General features: G+C 67.6%; 19 protein-coding genes. 12 read left to right on the forward strand and 7 right to left on the reverse strand.

Features of this window, described 5'->3' with window-relative positions:
• Window positions 1–6: 6 nt before the first annotated feature.
• Genes mreC through NX780_RS08850 form a run of 5 tightly spaced genes read left to right on the forward strand, consistent with a single transcriptional unit; the run spans window position 7 to window position 5853 of the window.
• On the forward strand, window positions 7–1173 hold the full coding sequence (gene mreC, locus NX780_RS08830; RefSeq protein WP_258827497.1) for a rod shape-determining protein MreC: 1167 nt from the start codon (window positions 7–9) through the stop codon (window positions 1171–1173).
• Entirely contained in the window at window positions 1163–1681 is a 519-nt protein-coding gene (mreD, locus tag NX780_RS08835; protein WP_258827498.1) for a rod shape-determining protein MreD, read from the forward strand. Before mreC ends, mreD begins: the two co-directional genes overlap by 11 nt.
• Window positions 1682–1718: 37 nt before the next feature.
• Complete coding sequence (gene mrdA / locus NX780_RS08840; RefSeq protein WP_258827499.1) at window positions 1719–3704, forward strand: penicillin-binding protein 2; 1986 nt, start codon at window positions 1719–1721, stop codon at window positions 3702–3704.
• 4 nt (window positions 3705–3708) lie between these two features.
• Window positions 3709–4824, forward strand: a complete 1116-nt coding sequence (gene rodA, locus NX780_RS08845) for a rod shape-determining protein RodA (protein ID WP_258827500.1) — start codon at window positions 3709–3711, stop codon at window positions 4822–4824.
• 18 nt (window positions 4825–4842) lie between these two features.
• A complete protein-coding gene (locus tag NX780_RS08850) occupies window positions 4843–5853 on the forward strand; it encodes a septal ring lytic transglycosylase RlpA family protein (protein WP_258827501.1) in 1011 nt (336 codons plus the stop codon).
• Window positions 5854–5877: 24 nt separating this feature from the next.
• Here the strand turns inward: NX780_RS08850 and NX780_RS08855 are convergent, their stop codons facing one another.
• Genes NX780_RS08855 through argS form a run of 7 tightly spaced genes read right to left on the reverse strand, consistent with a single transcriptional unit; the run spans window position 5878 to window position 11985 of the window.
• Window positions 5878–6588, reverse strand: a complete 711-nt coding sequence (locus tag NX780_RS08855) for an SPOR domain-containing protein (protein ID WP_258827502.1) — start codon at window positions 6586–6588, stop codon at window positions 5878–5880.
• A gap of 16 nt (window positions 6589–6604) precedes the next feature.
• A complete protein-coding gene (locus tag NX780_RS08860) occupies window positions 6605–7333 on the reverse strand; it encodes a type III pantothenate kinase (protein WP_258827503.1) in 729 nt (242 codons plus the stop codon).
• Window positions 7330–8094, reverse strand: coding sequence for a biotin--[acetyl-CoA-carboxylase] ligase (locus tag NX780_RS08865; protein ID WP_258827504.1), 765 nt, complete (start codon window positions 8092–8094; stop codon window positions 7330–7332). Before NX780_RS08865 ends, NX780_RS08860 begins: the two co-directional genes overlap by 4 nt.
• Window positions 8091–8894, reverse strand: a complete 804-nt coding sequence (locus tag NX780_RS08870; RefSeq protein ID WP_258827505.1) for an SDR family oxidoreductase — start codon at window positions 8892–8894, stop codon at window positions 8091–8093. The genes NX780_RS08865 and NX780_RS08870 overlap by 4 nt, the downstream gene beginning before the upstream one ends.
• The gene (locus NX780_RS08875; RefSeq protein WP_258827506.1) at window positions 8891–9556 is read right to left on the reverse strand and encodes a thiol:disulfide interchange protein DsbA/DsbL; all 666 of its coding nucleotides are present in this window, start codon (window positions 9554–9556) and stop codon (window positions 8891–8893) included. The genes NX780_RS08870 and NX780_RS08875 overlap by 4 nt, the downstream gene beginning before the upstream one ends.
• 7 nt (window positions 9557–9563) lie before the next feature.
• Window positions 9564–10238 carry an SPOR domain-containing protein gene (locus NX780_RS08880; RefSeq protein ID WP_258827507.1) on the reverse strand — a complete coding sequence of 225 codons (675 nt, stop codon included), beginning with the start codon at window positions 10236–10238 and terminating at the stop codon, window positions 9564–9566.
• Between the two features lie 7 nt (window positions 10239–10245).
• The gene (argS, locus tag NX780_RS08885; protein ID WP_258827508.1) at window positions 10246–11985 is read right to left on the reverse strand and encodes an arginine--tRNA ligase; all 1740 of its coding nucleotides are present in this window, start codon (window positions 11983–11985) and stop codon (window positions 10246–10248) included.
• Window positions 11986–12161: 176 nt separating this feature from the next.
• On the opposite strand from argS, the gene rsmB reads away from it, so the two are divergent.
• From rsmB to NX780_RS08925, 7 genes are all read left to right on the forward strand, one after another.
• The gene (gene rsmB / locus NX780_RS08890; RefSeq protein ID WP_258827509.1) at window positions 12162–13733 is read left to right on the forward strand and encodes a 16S rRNA (cytosine(967)-C(5))-methyltransferase RsmB; all 1572 of its coding nucleotides are present in this window, start codon (window positions 12162–12164) and stop codon (window positions 13731–13733) included.
• Between the two features lie 42 nt (window positions 13734–13775).
• Complete coding sequence (locus NX780_RS08895; RefSeq protein WP_258827510.1) at window positions 13776–14351, forward strand: DUF4390 domain-containing protein; 576 nt, start codon at window positions 13776–13778, stop codon at window positions 14349–14351.
• Window positions 14341–16641, forward strand: a complete 2301-nt coding sequence (locus tag NX780_RS08900) for a sensor histidine kinase (RefSeq protein WP_258827511.1) — start codon at window positions 14341–14343, stop codon at window positions 16639–16641. Before NX780_RS08895 ends, NX780_RS08900 begins: the two co-directional genes overlap by 11 nt.
• Window positions 16642–16729: 88 nt before the next feature.
• Entirely contained in the window at window positions 16730–17473 is a 744-nt protein-coding gene (locus tag NX780_RS08905) for a response regulator (protein WP_258827512.1), read from the forward strand.
• 528 nt (window positions 17474–18001) lie between these two features.
• Window positions 18002–18259 carry a BTH_I0359 family protein gene (locus tag NX780_RS08915; RefSeq protein ID WP_027865841.1) on the forward strand — a complete coding sequence of 86 codons (258 nt, stop codon included), beginning with the start codon at window positions 18002–18004 and terminating at the stop codon, window positions 18257–18259.
• An 89-nt stretch (window positions 18260–18348) separates the two neighbouring features.
• The gene (locus NX780_RS08920; RefSeq protein ID WP_258827513.1) at window positions 18349–19113 is read left to right on the forward strand and encodes a class II glutamine amidotransferase; all 765 of its coding nucleotides are present in this window, start codon (window positions 18349–18351) and stop codon (window positions 19111–19113) included.
• Window positions 19114–19224: 111 nt separating this feature from the next.
• Window positions 19225–20502 (forward strand): EAL and HDOD domain-containing protein, encoded by a 1278-nt coding sequence (locus NX780_RS08925; protein WP_258827514.1) that lies wholly within the window; start codon window positions 19225–19227, stop codon window positions 20500–20502.
• The last annotated feature ends 16 nt before the right edge of the window (window positions 20503–20518 follow it).

Here is a 20518-nt window from a genome sequence, read left to right on the forward strand (position 1 = left end):
CAGGACATGGAATACAGTCCTCCGCCGCTTTTCAAACAGGGTGCCCCGGCGCGGGTCAAGGCGATCGTCTTCGCCCTGATTTCCATCGTGCTGCTGGTCGTCGACGCCCGCTACCACACCCTCGGCGCCGTGCGCCAGGTCGCCGCCACCGTCCTGTATCCCCTGCAGATGGCGGCCCTGCTGCCGCGCGAGGCGCTCGGCAACATGGCCGGCTACTTCTCCTCGATCTCTTCGCTGCAGAAGGAAGTCCGCGAACTCAAGACCCAGCAGCTGGCGCAGGCCAGGGTGCTGCAGCAGGCCCAGTACCAGATGGCCGAGAACGCGCAGCTGCGCCGCCTGATGGACGCGCGCCAGCACCTGCCGCTCAGGGCCCAGCTGACCGAGATCCTCTACGACGCGCGCGACCCCTCCACCCGCCGCATCGTGATCGACCGCGGCTCGCGCGACAAGGTCGTGCCCGGCCTGCCGGTGATCGACCACGCCGGCGTGGTCGGCCAGATCACCCGCGTGTTCCCCTTCACCTCGGAAGTCACCCTGCTGACCGACCGCGACCAGGCCATTCCCGTACAGGTGCTCAGGAGCGGCCTGCGCAGCATCGCCTACGGCCGCGGCCAGTCGGGCCTGCTGGACCTGCGCTTCGTGGTCGCCAATGCCGACATCCAGGTCGGCGACGTGCTCGTGACCTCGGGCCTGGACGGCATGTACCCGGCGGGCCTGGCCGTGGCCAAGGTGGTGCAGGTCGAGAACGTCGCCGCCGGCGCCTTCGGGCGCGTGGTGTGCCAGCCGCTGGCCGGCATCGACCGCAACCGCCAGCTCCTGATCATCATGTCGCAGTCCGATTTGCCGCCGCGCCCGGCCGCCGAGGTCACGCCGCCGGCCACCACCGCGCGCCGCAAGCTGCCGGACATGGCGCCGATCCCGCTGCCGCCGCTGCCGCCGTCGCCGCTGCCGCCGCAGGGGCAGACCGCCGCAGGGCAGGGCGCTGCCGCGCCGGGGACCGCTCCGGCGAATGGCGCCGCGCCGGCGACCGGCGCCGCCGCCCGTCCGGCCGCAGCCGCGGCCGCCCCGGCCCGCCAGGCGCCGGCCCAGGCCACCCCGGTCGCGCCAGCCACGACGCCGCCTGCGACGCAGCCGGCAAACCCGCAACCAGGAGGACCGGCCAATGCCCGGTAACCGTCCCCATTACATCCTGCTGCCCGTCAGCCCGCTGTTCATCACCTTCAGCCTGGTGTGCGCCTTCATGCTCAACCTGCTGCCGATGGGCCGCTGGGTCGGCGCCCCCGACTTCGTCGCCCTGGTGCTGGTCTTCTGGGGCATCCACCAGCCGCGCAAGGTCGGCATCGGCGTGGCCTTCCTGATGGGCCTCCTGATGGACGTGCACGACGCCAGCCTGCTGGGCGAGAACGCGCTGGCCTACACGCTGCTGTCCTACCTCGCCATCATGATCCACCGCCGCGTGCTGTGGTTCCGCCTGATGACCCAGGCCATGCATGTGTTCCCGCTGCTGCTGCTTGCCCAGGCCGTGCAGGCCTTCGTGCATTTCACGGCATCGGGGCGTTTTCCCGGCCTGCTGCACTTCGCCGAGAGCGTGGTCGCAGTAAGCCTGTGGCCGGTGATCACCTGGCTGCTGCTGGCGCCGCAACGCCGCGCCGTCGACCGCGACCATACCCGTCCGATCTGATCGATCCGATCCTTCCGCCCATACCGAGTTCTCCGCTGTGACCGAATTCAAGGACAACGACCGCGAGATCCACCAGTTCCGCCTGCGCCTGACGGCGCTGGTGGGCCTCGTCTTCATCTGCTTCGGCCTGCTGGTCGCGCGCTTCGTGTGGCTGCAGGTGCTGCAACACGACAAATTCGCGCTGCAGGCCGAGGGCAACCGCATCGCCCTGGTGCCGATCGTGCCCAACCGCGGTCTCATCGTCGACCGCAACGGCGTGGTCCTGGCGCGCAACGAGTCCGGCTACACGCTCGAGATCACGCCCTCCAAGCTGGAGGCGAACCTGGAATCGGTGATCGACGAGCTGTCCAAGCTGGTCACCATCGAGCAGCGCGACCGGCGCCGCTTCAAGCGCCTGCTGGAAGAGTCGCGCAGCTTCGCCAGCGTGCCGCTGCGCACCCGCCTCACCGACGACGAAGTGGCGCGCTTTACCGCGCAGCGCTTCCGCTTCCCCGGCGTCGAGGTGCAGGCGCGCCTGTTCCGCCAGTACCCGCTGGGTGAGACCGCCTCGCACGTGATCGGCTACATCGGCCGCATCAACCAGCGGGAAGCCGACCAGCTCGAGAAGGACGGCGTCGACGCCAACTACAACGGCACCGAGCATATCGGCAAGGAAGGCGTCGAGAAGAAGTACGAGGAATACCTGCACGGCACCACCGGCTACGAGCAGGTCGAGCGCACCGCCGGCGGGCGCGCGATCCGTACCCTGTCGCGCACGCCGCCCACTCCGGGCAGCAACCTGATCCTGTCGATCGACATCGAGCTGCAGAAGGTGGTCGAGGAAGCCTTCGGCGAGAACCGCGGCGCCCTGGTGGCGATCGAGCCGGCCACCGGCGACGTGCTGGCCTACGTCTCGCGCCCCGGCTACGACCCCAACCTGTTCGTGGACGGCATCGACACCCAGAACTGGAACGAGCTGAACACCTCGCTCGACCGGCCGCTGATGAACCGTCCGCTGCAGGGCGGCTATCCGCCGGGTTCGACCTTCAAGCCCTTCATGGCCCTCGCCGCCCTCGAGCTGGGCTTTCGCAAGCCCTCGGACGGCATCCGCGACCCCGGCTTCTACATGCTGGGCGGACACCGCTTCAACGACGACAAGCCGGGCGGACACGGCTACGTCGACATGTACAAGTCGGTGGTGGAGTCCTGCGACACCTATTACTACCAGCTCGGCAACGAGATGGGCATCGACAACATCTCGAACTTCATGAAGGAGTTCGGCTTCGGCGAACTGACCGGCATCGACCTCGAACACGAGAAGGCCGGCGTGCGCCCGTCCAAGGAATGGAAGGCGCAGCGCTTCCGCAAGAACCCGCGCGCGGGCAAGTGGGTCGGCGGCGACACCATCTCGATCTCGATCGGGCAGGGCTTCAACACCTATTCGATGATCCAGCTGGCGCACGCGGTCTCGACCCTGGCCAACAACGGCGTCGTGATGAAGCCCCACCTGGTCAAGATCATCGAGGACGGCGCCACCCGCCAGCGCACCCTGACCGTGCCCAAGGAAACCCGGCGCATCCCGCTCAAGCAGGAGAACATCGATTTCATCAAGCACACCATGGTGGGCGTGACCCAGGAATCCTACGGCACCGGCCACCGCGCCTTCGCGGGCGCCGGCTACATCTCGGCGGGCAAGACCGGCACCGCCCAGGTGATCGGCCTGAAGGGCCAGAAGTACAATGCCAACGCCATCGACGAACGCCACCGCGACAACGCGCTTTACGTCGCCTTTGCCCCGGCCGACAACCCGAAGATCGCGCTGGCCCTGATCGTGGAGAACGTCGGCTTCGGCGCCTCCTTCGCCGCGCCGATCGCGCGCAAGGCGCTCGACTACTACCTGCTGGGCAAGCGCCCGGCGCCGCCCAAGCCGAAAGAGCCGGCCCCCGGCGCAGCCCCGGCCGCGCCCAAGCCTGCCGCGCAAGCGGCCGCCCCGGTAGTCCAGGCCGCGGCGCCGGCCGCCGTCCCAGCCACCATGAAGGAATAAGCCCATGGCGCACATTCCAGAACGCCGCTCGCTGCGGCGCCGCCTGCGTCCCTATTTCGCGGTCTTCGACTGGCCGCTCGGCCTGGTGCTGTTCATGCTGATGATGACCAGCGTGATCACCATGACGTCGGCCGGCGCCGAGTTCCCGGACCGCGTCGAGCACCAGATCCGCAACTTCCTGCTGGCCTTCGGCATCATGTGGGTCGCTGCCAACGTGCCGCCCCAGACCCTGATGCGGCTCGCCGTGCCGATCTATACCTTCGGGGTGGCGCTCCTGATCGCGGTGGCCATGTTCGGCATCATCAAGAAGGGCGCGCGGCGCTGGCTGCACGTGGGCGTCGACATCCAGCCTTCCGAGATCCTCAAGATCGCGACACCGCTGATGCTGGCCTGGTATTTCCAGCAGCGCGCCAATGCCGGCACCTGGAAGAACTACATCGTGGCCGCCGTGATCCTCCTGATTCCCTTCACCCTGATCGCCAAGCAGCCCGACCTGGGTACAGGCCTGATGGTGTTCGCCTCGGGTTTCTACGTGATCTTCCTGGCCGGCCTGCCGTGGAAGGCGCTGGGGGCGCTGGCCATATCCGGCGCCGCCGCGCTGCCGATCGCCTGGTCGATGCTGCACGATTACCAGCGCGAGCGGGTGATGACCCTGATCGATCCGACTTCCGATCCTCTGGGCAAGGGCTTCCACATCATCCAGTCGGAGATCGCGATCGGTTCCGGCGGCGTGTTCGGCAAGGGCTACGGCCAGGGCACGCAGGGCGCGCTGGAATTCGTTCCTGAACAGACCACCGACTTCGTGTTCGCCGTGTATTCGGAGGAATTCGGCCTGGTCGGCAACCTGTTCCTGCTCTTCGTCTACCTGCTCCTGCTGGGACGCGGAATGATGATCGCGGCCAACGCCCCGAACACCTTCTCGCGCCTGCTGGCCGGGGCCATCACGATGATGTTCTTCACTTATGCTTTCGTCAACATGGGCATGGTCATCGGCATCCTGCCGGTCGTGGGAGTTCCGCTACCATTCATGAGCTATGGCGGAACTGCGTTCATTACCCTGGGCCTCGGAGCTGGTATATTGATGAGTATTCAAAGACATCGTAAACTGGTGCAGACGTAAAGAAGGAGGACGCTGTCGATGGCCGTTCCAAGAAAACAACTTGCCACGGTCATTACACTGGCCACATTCCTCGCCGGGTGCAGCACCACCGAAACCGGCGAACACAAGAGTCTCATCCCACTTCCCTGGAAGCACCGTCCCACGGCGAAGCATTCGGATGCGCCCAAGCTGCCGCCGGCCAACTCCGGCCGCGGCGGCTACTACAAGGACGACGGCCCCGGCGCCAACCCGCCGCCCGGCCTGCTGGACCTGCCAGATGCGGAGGTCAAGGCCGAGCCCTACGCCAAGTGGGCCAACCGCCCCTATACCGTGTTCGGCACCACCTACACCCCGATCCTGCACGATGATCCCTTCGTCCAGACTGGTATTGCCAGCTGGTATGGGGTGAAATTCCACGGCCAGAAGACCTCGTCGGGCGAGCTCTACGACATGTACAAGATGACGGCCGCGCACCCGACGCTGCCGATCCCCTCCTATGCCCGCGTGACCAGCGTCGAGAGCGGCAAATCGGTGGTGGTGCGCATCAACGACCGCGGCCCCTTCCACGCCAGCCGCGTCATCGACGTCTCCTACACGGCGGCCCTGAAGCTGGGCCTGCTGGGCAAGGGCAGCCACCAGGTCGAGGTCGAGCGCCTGTTCCCGAACGACCCGACCCGCATCGCCACCGTGCGCCGCGCCATCGCCTCGGAAGCGCAGTCGGCGCCGCCGGAAATCACGGCGCTGATGCTGGAAGACCGTGTACGGACCGACAGCGCCGCGGTGGCGCAGGTCGCGCCACCGGTCGCCAAACTCGTGCCGCGCAACGGCTACTACGTGCAGCTCGGCGCCTACGGCCGCGCCGGCACCGCCGAGGCCATGGGCGAGAAGCTGAGCCAGGCCGGCGTCGAAGTCGGCAAGCTGGAAGTGGTGAAGGTGGGATCGGTGAACCGCCTGTACGGCGGACCCTTCGAGACCCGCGAGGCGGCACAGGACGCCGCGCGTGCGGTGCCGTCCTCCTTCGGGCTCAAGCCGATCGTCGTCAAACGGTAATAAGGACGGCCTCGCCGGCCCTCCTTATTTGCACTGGCTGAGCTGGACGCCCGCGAAATCGTCGGCGATGCCGGCCAGGCGCGTGCGCTCCTCATTGGTGATATCGCGGAACTGCCACGCCGCGCGCGTGGACTGCGGACCGCGCGGCAGCACGCGCGCGCCGCGCACGCCCTGCTTGCCCAGGGCGTTCACCAGGCTCTGGGCCGCCGTCTCGGTCTTGAATACGCCCAGCGACACCGCCCATTTCATCGGTCCTTCGCCCTGCATCACGAAGTAGTTCGTCACGCCTTTTTCCTTCAGCTCGGCCACGCGGCGGTCGGCGCCTTCCTTGCCGCCGTTCGGCGGCAGGTAGACCAGGTGGCTGCTGACTTCCTGGAAGGGCACGCTGATGCGTGACTGGCGTTCGCCAAGGCCGAGGCGATCGATGCGGGTTTCGAAGCGGCGCGCGTCCGGCGCCGCGAAGCTGCCCGCCTGGGTGCAGGCGATGGTGGCCACCGGCGCGGGTACCGGCTCCGGCGGCGTCTCCGTGGCTGCGGACGCCGGCTCGGCGGCTGCGGTTTCCGCGGCGGCGCGTGCCTCGGCCGCGCTCAGCATCACCATGCGTTCGCTCGCCAGCTGGCTTTTCAGGCGCTGCGGCTCGCGCTCGCCGCCTTCGACCTTGCCGAGATAACCCTGGCCATAGGCGAACAGCGCCGCATTCGCGGCGAGCAGGGCCCAGAATATCAATTTCAACAAGTGCGCTCTCCCGTGATCAATCCCTGGCCGCCACGTGCAGGCCGACCAGCACGATATTATCGACCAGGCGGTGGGCAAGCTTGAGGGTAGGGGAGATATACGGCGCCGCGCCGCCCGAGACGATGCAGGCCGTGGCCGCATGGGCGGCGCAGGCGCGCTCGATGGCGCCGGCCTGGGCCGACAGGCAGCCGGAAACGATGGCATCGACCGTGTTGTCGCCGAAGACCGGGGGCGGGGCCGCGCCCGGCTTCACTTGCGGCAGCTGGGCGGTATCGCGGGCCAGCGAGCCGGCCATCAGCGCCAGGCCGGGCAGGATCATGCCGCCGATGAAGCGGCCGTCGCTTGTCACGGCATCCACCGTGGTTGCGGTGCCGCAGGTCGCCACGATCACGTCCTGGCCAGGCGCCAGCGCGTGCGCGCCGATGGCGGCGGCGAAGCGGTCGCAGCCCAGCTGGCCGGGGTTGCGGTAGCCGTTGCGCAGGCCCGCACGCTCCGGCGTGGAGGCGAACCACTCGAGCGCGATCCCGTCCGGCAGCGCCGCCGCGATGCGCTCGCGCGCTTCCTGTCCGGCGACGTTCGAGACCAGGGCGCGCGTCACGCCGGCCGCGCGCCAGGCCTCGGCCATGGCGCCCAGCTCCGCATGCGGCGCCGCATCGGCCAGTTCCCATTCGCCCGGCGCCGCATCCGGGCCGACGGCGGCCCACTTGATGCGCGTGTTCCCGGCATCGACCAGGAGCAGCTTCATGCCTTCACCCGCAGCGACACGTCGCCGGCCATGACGGTGATGCGGCCTGCTTCCGTATCGAGCAGCAGGCGGCCGGTCTCTTCGACGCCGGCTGCGCGGCCTTCGTGCACTACCGCGCCGTTGTCGAGCAGGACCACGGTCTCGCCCTGCCAGGCATGGCGCAGGTTCCAGCGCGCGCAGAAGGCGGCGAAGCCTTGTTGTTCGAACAGGCGCAGGCAGTTCGCGAGGGCGTCGAGCAGGGCGGCCATCAGGACGTCGCGCTCCATGCGCGCCAGCCAGGGGGCGCCGGCGGCGCTGCGGCCAAGCTGCGCTTCGACCTCGTCGGGCATGAGCAGGTTCAGGCCGATGCCGATCACGCACCAGGTGCCCCCGCCCGGCGCGGCCTGGGTTTCGACCAGGATGCCGGCCAGCTTGTCGCCGTCCTTGAGCACGTCGTTCGGCCACTTGAGCTGCACCTGCACGCCCAGTAGACCGAGCGCATCGCCGAGCGCGGCGCCGATTGCCAGCGGCAGGCCAAGCAGCGTCTGCGGGCCGCCCGCGAACTTCCAGGCCAGCGAGAAGGTCAGCGAATTCTCGCTTGAGGAAAGCCAGCTGCGTCCCGCGCGCCCGCGTCCGGCGGTCTGGTGCTCGGCCACCAGCAGCACGGGCCCCGTCAGGGTGGCCGCGCGGGCAAGAAGGTCGGCGCTGGTCGAGCCGGTCTGCGCCACCACTTCGACGGCGACGCCGGATGTGGACAGCGCGGCGATGCGGTCAGCGTTCATGCCTTCCTCCCGGCCTGCAGGCGCTTCTTGGTCGGCGCGCGCGAGAAGAGGGCATCGAAGAGGACGTTGGGCAACAGGCGCAGCAGCTTGGCGGTCACGCCCATCTGCCAGGGCAGGACACGGTAGCTGTGGCCGCGCGCGATCACGTCGGCGGCCTTGGCGGCGAAGCGTCCGGCCGGCATCAGGAAAGGCATGGGAAAACGGTTGTTGCGGGTCATGGGAGTATCGATGTAGCCGGGGGCGATGGTCACCACCCGGATGTTCGAAGCAGAGAGCTCGAGGCGCAGCGCTTCGCAGTAGCTGTGCACGGCCGCCTTGGAGGCGCAATAGGCGCCGGCGCCGCGCATGCCGCGGATGCCCGCCACGCTGCCGATGCCGACCAGGCGGCATGGGGTGCCTTCCACTTTCATCTGGAAGATGAAGGGCGCGAAGGTCGACACGGTGGCGTTGACGTTGGTGGCGAACACCGCATCGAACACCGGCAGGTCGTCAGGCCGTTCGGTGAGGGTGCCGTGCGAGATGCCGGCGCTGGCGATGACGATGTCGGCGCCGCCGTTCACCTCGATGAAATCGGCGGCGGCGCTCGCCAGCGCCTCACGGTCGAGCACGTCGACCGCATAGATGCGGTGGCGTTCGGGGTGGGGGAGGCTGGCGACCAGTTCGGCCAAGGCCTCGCGCCGCCGCGCCAGCAGGCCGAGCACGGCGCCGCGCGCCGCGTATTCGCGCGCAAGGGCAGCGCCGATGCCGCTCGAGGCGCCGGTGATGAACACCCGGTCCGCGCGGCCCGGCACGAGGGTCATTTCTTGTCCGCTCGCGCCCGCGCGACCAGCACGTCCATCACCGAGAGAGTGCCCGCCAGGGCCTGCTCGCCGCTGCTGCCGTTCGCTTCCGACACCATGCCGGGCGAGGTCAGGAAGCGGCCGTCGATGGCAACCATGGGCCAGTGGGTGATGCGGTAGCCATCCATCATGGCCTGGGCGCGGCGCACCTTGGCCTGCACGCCGAAGGATCGGTAGGTGTCGATGAAGCGGGCGCGGTCGATGCCGGCGCGGCTGGCCCAGTCGAACACCTGCTCGTCCTGCGACAGCGGCAGGCGCTCGACGTGCATGGCGTTGAAGGCCTTGTCGTGGTACTGCTCGAGCATGCCGAGCGATTCCAGCGTGAAGAACAGGCGCTGCTGCGCCGCCACCGCCTCGCCGCGCGGCACGTGCACGCGGCGGAACACGATGTTGTCGCCCTGTTTCTTTACCCAGGCCGCCAGCCTGGGCTCGAAGGCGTAGCAGTGCGGGCAGTAATAGGCGAAGAACTCGATGACCTCGACCTTCTTGCCGCTGTCCGTCGGCTGCGATTCCTGCAGCAGCGTGAACTCGGCGCCTTCCCTGGGGCTGGTCGGCGAAGCGCCCGCGAGCGCGGCGGCGGCGAGCAGGACGGCGGCACAGGCGAGGCGGCGGAGTGGCTGCATGGTTTCCTCAGCGCTGGTTGCGGACGATGGCGACGTCGATGCCGCTGTCGAGCAGCTTGGCGCGCGCCTTGTTCATGGCTTCGACCTGGTTGTAGGGGCCGACGCGCACGCGGTGCAGCACGCCGCCGTCGGTGCTGCGGTCGCTGATCGCGGCTTCGAAGCCGAGCAGCGCCAGCTTGGCGCGGGTGTTCTCGGCATCCGACATCTCGCGGAATGCGCCCGCCTGCAGGTAGTAGATATAACCGTCGCCAGCGCCGGCCGGTGCGGCCGCTGGCGCGGGTGCGGCAGGTGCGGCAGCGGCGGCCGGCGCCGGAGCGCTCGGTGCGGCAGGCTGCGCCGCGCCACCCTGCATGCCGGCGATCGCCTGGCCCAGCGGGTCGGCGTCAGCCGCCGGTGCGGGCGCCGGTTCCGGACGGTTGGCGCGTTCCGCGATCTCGCGGTTGGCTTCGCGCGCGGCGTCGCGGTTGCCGTACAGCGGCTTGTTCGGATCGGTCGCCTGGCTCGGCGCGAGATCGGCCGGACGGCCCATCTTGTTGGAGCGGTCGGTGAAGGGCGACTGGCCCTTGGTGATCACGAGCGCGACCACGACCGCGATCCCCAGGCCGATGATCAGGCCGATGATGATGCCGGTCAGGGTGCTGCCGCGCTGGCGCAGCGAAGAGAAGGAACGAAGGGTGGTCATGTTGCGATCAATCTTGTGCGTCGAGGGGTGCGCGTTCCATCTTCTCGGGGGCGGAAACGCCGATCAGGGCCAGGCCGTTGCGCAGCACCTGGCGGGTGGCCACGGCCAGCGCCAGGCGCGCCAGCTTCAGGGGCTCGTTGTCCTCTAACAGCCACTTGTGCGCAAAGTAGTAGCTGTGCAGCTCGCCGGCCAGTTCGCGCAGGTAGAAGGCGACGTGGTGCGGGCTCAGCTCGACCTTGGCGCGCTCCAGCATTTCCGGATAGGCGGACAGCTTGACCAGCAGGCTGGCTTCGTGCGGCTCGGTGAGCAGCGACAGGTCCGCGCCGGCCAGTTGCGATTCAATGCCGCCCCAGTTCGCGAGCGCCGAGCAGATACGCGCATGGGCGTACTGCACGTAGTAGACCGGGTTCTCGTCCGAGGTCTTCAGCGCGACGTCGACGTCGAACACGAATTCGGTGTCGGCCTTGCGCGAGATGAGGAAGAAGCGCACCGCGTCGCGGCCGCGCGTGATGTCGCCGTTGCCCGACCATTCGATCAGGTCGCGCACGGTGACGTAGGAACCGGCGCGCTTGGAGATCTTGACCTCTTCGCCGTTCTTCATGACGGTGACCATCTTGTGCAGCACGTAGTCGGGATAGCCCTTCGGGATGCCGATATTGACCGCCTGCAGGCCGGCGCGCACGCGCGCGATGGTGCCGTGGTGGTCGCTGCCCTGGATGTTGATGGCCTGGTCGAAGCCGCGGCGGAATTTCTGGATGTGGTAGGCCACGTCCGGCACGAAGTAGGTGAAGCCGCCGTCCGACTTGCGCATCACGCGGTCCTTGTCATCGCCGTAGTCGGTGGTCTTGAGCCACAGCGCGCCTTCCTGCTCGTAGGTGACGCCGGCATCGACCAGCGCCTTCACGGCCGCTTCGACCTTGCCGTCAGCGTACAGGGAAGACTCGAGGTAGTAGTTGTCGAACTTGACGCCGAAGGCCTGCAGGTCCTGGTCCTGCTCGTTGCGCAGGTAGGTCACGGCGAAGCGGCGGATCGATTCGATGTCGTCGACGTCGCCCGAGGCGGTGGCCGGCTCGCCGTCGCTGGCGGAGACGGTCTTCTTCGCCAGGAAGTCGGCGGCGATCTCGGCGATGTAGTCGCCGTTGTAGGCCGACTCGGGCCACTCGGCGTCGCCCGGCTTGAAGCCGCGTGCGCGCGCCTGCACCGAGGTGGCCAGGGTGGCGATCTGCACGCCGGCGTCGTTGTAGTAGAACTCGCGGGTCACCTCATGGCCCTGCGATTCGAACAGCGAGGACAGGGCGTCGCCCAGCGCGGCCTGGCGGCCGTGGCCGACGTGCAGCGGGCCGGTCGGGTTGGCCGAGACGAATTCGATGATGGCGTGGTGGCCCTTGCCCGAGGTGCCGCGGCCAAATGCTTCACCCTGCTCGAGCACGGTGCGCACGACCGACTGCTTGGCGCCGGCAGCCACGCGCAGGTTGATGAAGCCGGGGCCGGCCACGTCGGCCGACTCGACCAGGCCGGAGGCAGCAGGTTCGGCGAGCAGGGCGGCGACCAGGCGGGTGGCCAGGTCGCGCGGATTGGTTTTCAGCGGCTTGGCCAGCTGCATGGCGATATTGCAGGCGATGTCGCCGTGGCTGGGGTCGCGCGGACGCTCCAGCACCACGTTAGGAGTCAGATCGGTGCCGGCAATGATCGGCGCGAGGGCGGCCTGGAACAGGGCAACGATTTCTTGTTTTTGTTGGGCGAGCATGGGGATGTCTGTCTGATAAAAGAGGGAGGCCTGCAGGCAGGCAAGCAGCGGCCATTATACTGGTTTGGCGAAGTACGGAAACATGTTCCCCAGTGTACGGGTTGATTGTTATTTAAGCGGCGCCAAAGCCTAAACCGTTACAATGAGGGCCTTTTGCATCTGTAGTGACCCCTGCCATGACCGACAAGCGCCCGACGCTCACCCTGAAACCGAAAGCCAAGCCGGCGCGTTCCACCACGTCGGGAGGAGTACGGCCATCCGGGGTACGGCCATCCGGGGCCAGTGCGGATGGGGGCGCCTCCGCCAAGCCGGCCGCCAAGCCGACCTACCGCCCTTCGGCGGAGCGCGAGGCGGCCACGCCCGAACGCCGCGCACCCGTCACCAGGGAGGTGCCGCGCCTGCGCGAAGCCCACCAGGTCAAGGTCGCCCCGCAGCGCGACTACCGTCCCGACCTGAAATCCGACTCGCTCGCCCTGGCCCTGCTGGGCGCGGCCAATGCCGTGGCCCGCGTGCGCGGCGGCAGTGCGCTGCCGCAGGCGCTGGCCGGCGTGTTTACCGCCTACGAAGTCACCCCGCAGGCGCGTGGCGCGATCCAGGACATCGCCTACCGCACCATGCGCCAGCTGGGCCGCAGCGATACCCTGCTCGGCCTGATGACGTCCAAGGCGCCGGAGCCCCCGATGCTGGCCGGACTCTTGTGCGCCGCCCTGGCCCTGCTGGATCCGCCGCAGGGGACCCAGCCGCCCTACGAGGCCTTCACCGTGGTCGACCAGGCCGTGAACGCGGCCGCCAGCCACCCCGATTTCGCCCATGCCAAGGCCATGGTCAATGCCGTGCTGCGCCGCTTCCTGCGCGAGCGCGAGGCCCTGGTGGCGCAAGCGCTCAAGCAGCCGCTGGCACGCTGGAACTACCCCCAGTGGTGGATCGACAGCACCCGCGCCGCCTATCCCGACAAATGGGAAAGCATCCTCGCGGCCGGGAACGTGCACCCGCCACTCACCTTGCGTGTCAACCGCCGCCGTACGGACGTCGACACCTACCTGGCGACCCTGGCGGACGCCGGCATCGAAGCAAGCAGGGTAGGCCCCAGCGCCGTGCGCCTGGCCCAGGCCATGAACGTCAGCCAGATCCCGGGCTTCCACGAGGGGGTGGTGTCGGTGCAGGATGCCGGCGCCCAGCTGGCCGCGCCGCTGCTCGAGCTGCAGGATGGCATGCGGGTGCTGGACGCCTGCGCCGCCCCGGGCGGCAAGAGCGGCCACATCCTCGAGACGGCCGACGTCGACCTCACCTCGGTCGATGCCGATCCCCAGCGCCTGGCGCGGGTCGGCGACAACCTGGGGCGCCTGGGCCTGCAGGCGAAGCTGATCGCGGCCGAGGCCCAGGATAGCGGCTGGTGGGACGGGCAGCAGTACGATCGCATCCTGGCCGACGTGCCCTGCACGGCCTCGGGCATCGTGCGCCGCCACCCGGACATCCGCTGGCTGCGCCGCAAGTCCGATACGCTCCAACTTGCAACACTTTCCAGCAAAATACTCGACAACCTTTGGCAGATGTTGCTGCCCAATGGTAAATTGCTGTTCGTGACATGTTCGCTCTGGCCCCAGGAATCGGAGGCGCAGGCGGCTGCTTTCGCGGCACGCCACAACGCGCTCCGCCTCGACGCGCCGGGCCAGCTGCTGCCAGCCAGCGGTGCCGCGCAGGATCATGACGGCTTGTTCTACGCCCTGTTCCAGAAAAACGCGGCGTGATGACTTTCCCTCATCACGTTTAAACCAAGGCCCCGCTCACCCGTGACGTTACGATTCTTCTGCCTACTCGCCTGCCAGCTGCTGCTGGTCTTCGCGTGCACGCAGGCACGGGCGGCCGACGGGGTCGACATCACGCAGGCCGAGATCCAGCTCACCGAGGAAGGCTACCGCCTCAACACCCGCTTCTCCTTCGAGCTCAATCACGAGCTGCAGGAGGCGGTCCAGAACGGCATCAAGCTGGCCTTCACCACCGAGATCGAGATGACGCGCCCGCGCTGGTGGTGGCGTGACGAAAAGGCGGTGTTCTCGAAGCGCACCATCAGCATCTCCTACGACGTATTGACGCGCCAGTACAATGTGTCGAGCGGCGGCACCGTGCCCCAGAGTTTCCCGACGCTGGACGAAGCCTTGTCCCTGATCCGGCGCCCGGCGCGCTGGCTGATCGCACCCAGGAGCGCCCTCAAGACGGGCGAGACCTACGAGGTGTCGATCCGCATGTTCATGGACCGCGATTTCCTGTCCAAGCCGCTGCAGGTGAACGCCATCAACGATTCCAGCTGGCGCCTCGCCTCCAACCGCAAGACCTTCACCTATAAAGCGGGTCCAAGTGCGGGTTAGGTCGATCAACCGGGCGCTGCGCTACGCCCTGGTGGTGGGCGGCGCCATCGTTTCGATCCTGCTGTTCCTGCTCGCGTCCGCCTCGGACAATTCGGGCTTCTTCGACCGTTACTACACCTGGCTGCTGGGCGTGAACGCCGGCATGGCGGTGCTGCTGCTGGTGCTCGTCATCGTCGCGCTGGGCCGCCTGTACGTGCGCTACAAGGCCGGCAAGTTCGGCTCGCGCCTGGTGGCGAGGCTGGTGCTGCTGTTCGCCGCCATCGGCATTCTGCCGGGCCTCCTGATCTTCATGGTCTCGGTGCGCTTCGTCTCGCATTCCATTGAAAGCTGGTTCGACGTCAAGATCGAGGCCGCGATCGAATCCGGCCTGAACCTCGGGCGCGCCGCGCTCGACGAAGCCGTCGCCGAGCTGAGCGCCACCGGACAGACCGCGGCCGCCACCCTGGCCGGCCAGGATGCGGTGATGGTGCAGGGGGTGCTGAGCGGGCTGACCAACGACGTGCGCGGCATGCAAAGCGCCATGCTGCTCACTGCCGACGGGACCGTGCTCGCCTCCAGCGCCCAGGACCGCAATGCCAACCTGGAGCTCGACAAACCCACGCCGGACATGCTCAAGTCCGCCGCGCTGCCGGGCGGCTATGCGCGGCCCGAGGGCAGCAGCGAAGGGGTGGCCAACGGCCCCAATGCGCTCGACGCCGCCACCGGCCTGCGATTGCGGGTGGTGCTGGCGGTGCCCGAATCTGCCGGCCTGGAGCCGCGCTACCTGCAGCTGCTGCAGTCGGTGCCGGTCAACCTGGCGTCGAACGCCGTGGTGCTCAGGAGCGCCTCCGACGAATACCGAAGTCGTGCCCAGGCCAGGCTGGGACTGCGCAAGATGTACATCGAGACGCTGACATTGACCCTGCTGCTGGCGATCTTCGGCGCGATCGGCAGCGCCTTCCTCATCGCGGGCAACCTGGCGCAGCCGCTGCTGGTGCTGGCAGAGGGCACGCAGGCCGTGGCCGAGGGCGACCTGTCGCCGCGGCCGACGGTCGAGACCAACGACGAACTGGGCACGCTGACGCGCTCCTTCAACGCCATGACCGGCCAGCTGTTCGAGGCGAGGAGCGCCGTCGAGCGCAACCGCGCCGCGCTGCAGAACGCCAAGGCCCACCTGGAGTCCGTGCTGGCGAACATGTCGGCGGGGGTGATCGTGCTCGATGCGGAAGGGCGGGTGGTGAACTCGAACGACGCGGCCTACCGCATCCTGCAGGTCGAGCCGGGCGCGCTGGCGGGGCCGCTGGCCAGCATCGCGGGCCTGGAGACCTTCTACAACTGCGTCACGCGCGCGATCTCGGCGCAGAGCGCACAGTCGGCGGCCGCCGCGCCGAGCACCGACCGGCGCCGCCGCGCCCACTGGCAGCAGCAGATCGAGATCCCGCGCCGCGGCAGCGGCGACGAGCACGACCACGACATCACGCTGCTGGCGCGCGGCTCGCGCCTGCCGGTCGGCTCGGGCAACGGCTTCATCGTGGTGTTCGACGATATCTCGGACGTGATCTCGGCCCAGCGCTCGGTGGCCTGGGGCGAGGTGGCGCGCCGCCTGGCGCACGAGATCAAGAACCCGCTGACCCCGATCCAGCTCTCGGCCGAACGCCTGCAGATGAAGCTGGAGTCGAGCCTGCCGCCGCAGGAAGCGGAACTGCTCAGGAAGAGCACCGCCACCATCGTCAACCAGGTCGACGCCATGAAACGCATGGTCGACGACTTCCGCGACTACGCGCGCACGCCGCCGGCGGTGCTCGAGCCGCTCGACCTGAACGGCCTGATCGACGAGATCCTGCAGCTGTACCTGGCCGAGGACGGCTCGGACATCATCCATGCGGCGCTGGCCCCGAACCTGCCGCAGGTGATGGGCGACCCGACCCAGTTGCGCCAGGTGATCCACAACCTGGTGCAGAACGCCCAGGACGCCCTGGCCGACCGCGGCCCGGACGCGCCGCCGGCGCGGGTGGACGTGGTCACCGAGGCCATCCACTACGAGGGCGCGGACGGCGCCGCCGGCACCGCGGTGCGCCTGGCGATCACGGACAACGGCCCCGGCTTTTCGCCGCGCATCCTGGCGCGCGCCTTCGAACCCTATGTCACTTCCAAGGCGCGCGGCACCGGCCTGGGCCTGCCGATGGTCAAGAAGATCATCGACGAACATGGCGGACGCATCGACATCGGCAACCGGGCGGACGGAAGTGGCGCGTCGGTATTCATTTTGCTGTTAAAGTTAGCTCCCGAGGCGAACTTGGCCGAAATATAAAACACGCATAAAATCTCACTAAACAGTGACGCGCTTCGTTTCGATGGGGCTGCACACGAAACGGGTAAGAGATCAGGAAGGCAGACAGATGGCGAACATACTCGTAGTGGACGATGAAATGGGCATCCGGGAGTTACTCTCGGAAATCCTGGGCGACGAAGGCCATGCCATCACGCTGGCGGAGAACGCGCAGCAGGCGCGCGAGGCGCGTGCCGCAGGCGCCCCTGATTTGGTGCTGCTCGACATCTGGATGCCGGATACCGACGGCGTCACCCTGCTCAAGGAGTGGCAGCGCGACGGCCTGCTCACCATGCCGGTCATCATGATGTCCGGCCATGCGACCATCGATACCGCCGTCGAGGCGACGCGCATCGGCGCCCTGAATTTCCTCGAAAAACCGATCGCCCTGCAAAAGCTGCTCAAGGCCGTGCAGCAGGGCCTGACCCGCGCCCAGGAAGTGGCGCGCGCCCCGATGGCGCCGCCGCGCCCGGCCGTGGTGCAGAACACCACCATGCCGGCCATGGAGGCCGCCACCGCGGCAGCGCCGGCGCCGATGTACGCGCCGCAGGCGGCGCCCCTGGCGCCGAACGGCTCGCGCCTGGTGCATGCGATCTCGCAGGGCGAGGGCACCGGCTACACCCTGTCCTTCGACCTGCCCCTGCGCGAGGCGCGCGACGCCTTCGAGCGCATGTATTTCGAACACCACCTGGGCCGCGAAGGCGGCAGCATGACGCGCGTGGCCGAGAAGACCGGCCTGGAACGCACCCACCTGTACCGCAAGCTCAAGCAACTCGGCGTGGAGCCGGGCAAGCTCGCCAAGAAGGGCGTCTGATTGGCTCTGCCGGCTGCGCGTCTGCCGACCACCCTGGTCACGGGCGCGAGCGCGGCGCAGCGCGAGGAGGCCATCGCGGCCTTGCTTGCCGCTTCTCCTCCTTCTTCCAGTGGCGCCTTCAGCGCCGTCATCCTCGAAGGGCTGGCGTCAGGCAGCTCGCCCCTCCTCGCATCCTCTTCCGTAAGACTTGTCCGACTCGCAGTCGGGTGTCCGTGCTGCGCCGGGAACCTGGTTTTGCGTGTAACATTGAATCGTCTGTTGCGCCAGGGACCGGAACGTTTGTTCATCGGTCTGGCGAGCAGCGAACACCTTGATCAGTTGCGATCGTGGCTGCAGGAAGGGCCATACGATCAGCTGTTGGCACTGGAACCCGTAGTACGCGCTTGATGTCCACCCTTGTCGGTCCTTCGAGCAAACGGGCTTGAAATCGGTCCAGCCAGCCCCACCTCTTAACCGAAGTGATCAGCCAGGCGCCTGCCGCCAAGCGCCTGGCGCGCACAATTACTCTGATCAAGAGAAGGAGTCATCATGAACATGATCTATAACAGCGAACAGTACAGCGTCGTCGAATTCGGCGTGGATCGCGACCTCGAAGCCCTGCGCTTCGGCGGGTACGAGATCGTCGACAAGGCCGGCCGGCGCGAAGCGTTCATCGGCGGCAAACTGGCTCAATCTTTCCGCCGCGATGTGAACAACCTCATCGCCAGCGAGCCGACCATGGAAGAAATCGACGACTTCCTGGGTTCCTACGACACCCTGATGAGCCAGCCCGTAGTGCTGCATTAACCTTGCTGCACTGATCGGGTAAACGCCACTGTCCGTTTCGAGGGGACAGTGGCCGACACCGGCACCTCTGGCGTGGTAAGCTCTCGCGCATGTGCCAACTCCTCGGAATGAACTGCAACGTCCCCACGGACATCGTCTTTTCCTTCACCGGTTTCGCCCACCGCGGCGGACGCACCGACACCCACCATGACGGCTGGGGCATCGCATTCTTCGAAGGTTCCGGCGTACGCCATTTCGTCGACCACCAGGCCGCCATCGATTCGCCGATCGCCGAACTGATCAAGCGCTATCCGATCAAGTCCACCAACGTCATCGCCCACATCCGCAAGGCCACACAGGGCCAGGTGGCGCTCGAGAACTGCCATCCTTTCGTGCGCGAACTGTGGGGCCGCTACTGGGTCTTCGCCCACAACGGCGACCTGAAGGACTTCGCACCAAGCCTGCACGGTCCCTTCCGCCCGGTCGGCAACACCGACAGCGAGCTGGCTTTCTGCTGGCTGATGCAGGAGCTGCGCAATACCTTCGGCGACACGCCGCCCGCAGTCGCCGACCTGCGCACCGCGCTCGAACGCCTGGTGCCGCAAGTCGCCGCCCACGGCACCTTCAACATGCTGCTCTCGGACGGCACGGCGCTGTTCACGCACTGCTCGACCAAGCTGTGCTACATCGTGCGCCAGTATCCCTTTGCTTCCGCCTGCCTCTCGGACGAAGACCTGTCGGTGGACTTTTCCCAGGTGACGACGCCGAACGACCGGGTCGCCATCATCGTCACCGAGCCGCTGACCAATAATGAAAGCTGGACCCAGTTCCAGCCCGGCGAGCTGAAGGTATTCGTGGATGGCTTGCCACAATAAACACGGTTCGACATCTTTTATTATCGATTCGTCATTAAATTAATGCCTGGAAAGCCATTATTTCGGGCAGATGCGGTAAAGTAGGCGGGTTCGCGAGACAAACCTGACGACATGACCGATTCCGCCAGCCACGACCAGGCTTCCCAGCCACTGAAACTGCGCAACTTCTACCTCGGGCGCCAGCCGGTGCTCGACCGTAACCAGGCGCTGTACGGTTACGAGCTGCTGTTCCGCGGCAGCGCCCAGGGGCCGGCCGAGATCGAATCCGGCCTGTCGGCCAGCGCCGGCGTGATCCACCACGCTTCCCAGCTGGGCCTGGCGCGCGCCATCGGCGACGCCACCGCCTTCCTGAACGTCGACGAAGAAGTCTTACGAAGCGATATGTTCGCCTTCCTGCCGCGCGAACGCACGGTGCTCGAGATCGTCCGCTCGGTCGAGCCGAGCGACGCCGTCATCGGGCGCATGACCGAACTCTCGCGCCACGGCTTCCGCTTCGCCGCCGAAGCCTCGGCCCACGGCAACGCGCTGGCGCGCCTGCTGCCGGTGATCGACTTCGTCAAAATGGACCTGCGCGAACTGCCGGTCGTGACCCTGCTGTCGCTGGCCCCGCGCCTGCGCGGCACCGGCAAGCGCCTGGTGGCCGAAAAGGTCGAGACCCATACCGAATACCGCACCTGCCTGGACATCGGCTTCGACTATTTCCAGGGATATTATTTCGCCAAGCCGACCGTCATCGCGGGCCGCAAGCTCTCGCCTTCGCAGGCGGCGGTGCTGGACCTGATGAACCTGGTGACCTCGGACGCCGACAATATCGAGATCGAGCGCGCGGTCAAGAAGGACGTCACGCTCGGCCTGAACCTGCTGCGCCTGGTGAACACCCCGGCCGCGGGGGCAGGGCGCCGCATCGAATCCGTGAGCCAGGCCCTGGTGCTGCTGGGCCGCCGCCAGCTGCAGCGCTGGCTGCAGATCCTGCTGTATGCGGAGCCGGGCGTGCGCGGCCACAATCTGAGCCCCTTGCTGATGCTGGCCACCACGCGCGCGCGCCTGATGGAGCTGCTGGCCCAGCGCCTGCGCCCCGGGCAGCGCAACGTCGCCGACGTGGCCTTCACGGTCGGCATGATGTCGCTGATGGACACGCTGTTCTGCATCCCGATGCAGGACATCGTGGAACAGATTCCCGTGATCGACGAGGTGCGCCACGCGCTGCTGGTGCGCCGCGGCTTCTTCGGCGAGCTGCTGCGCCTGGCGGAGTCGATCGAGCGCATGGAAGACGCGCAGGACGAGGTGATGCCGGCGCTGAACGAGCTGTCGATGAATGGCGACGACCTCGCCGAGCTCGAAGTGTCGGCCTTCGAGTGGAGCGACAAGGTCGTTCGCTACGCGATCTAGGATTACCTTCTATACC

The sequence above is a fragment of the Massilia agri genome (assembly GCF_024753255.1).
GTDB classification, from domain to species: domain Bacteria; phylum Pseudomonadota; class Gammaproteobacteria; order Burkholderiales; family Burkholderiaceae_D; genus Telluria; species Telluria agri.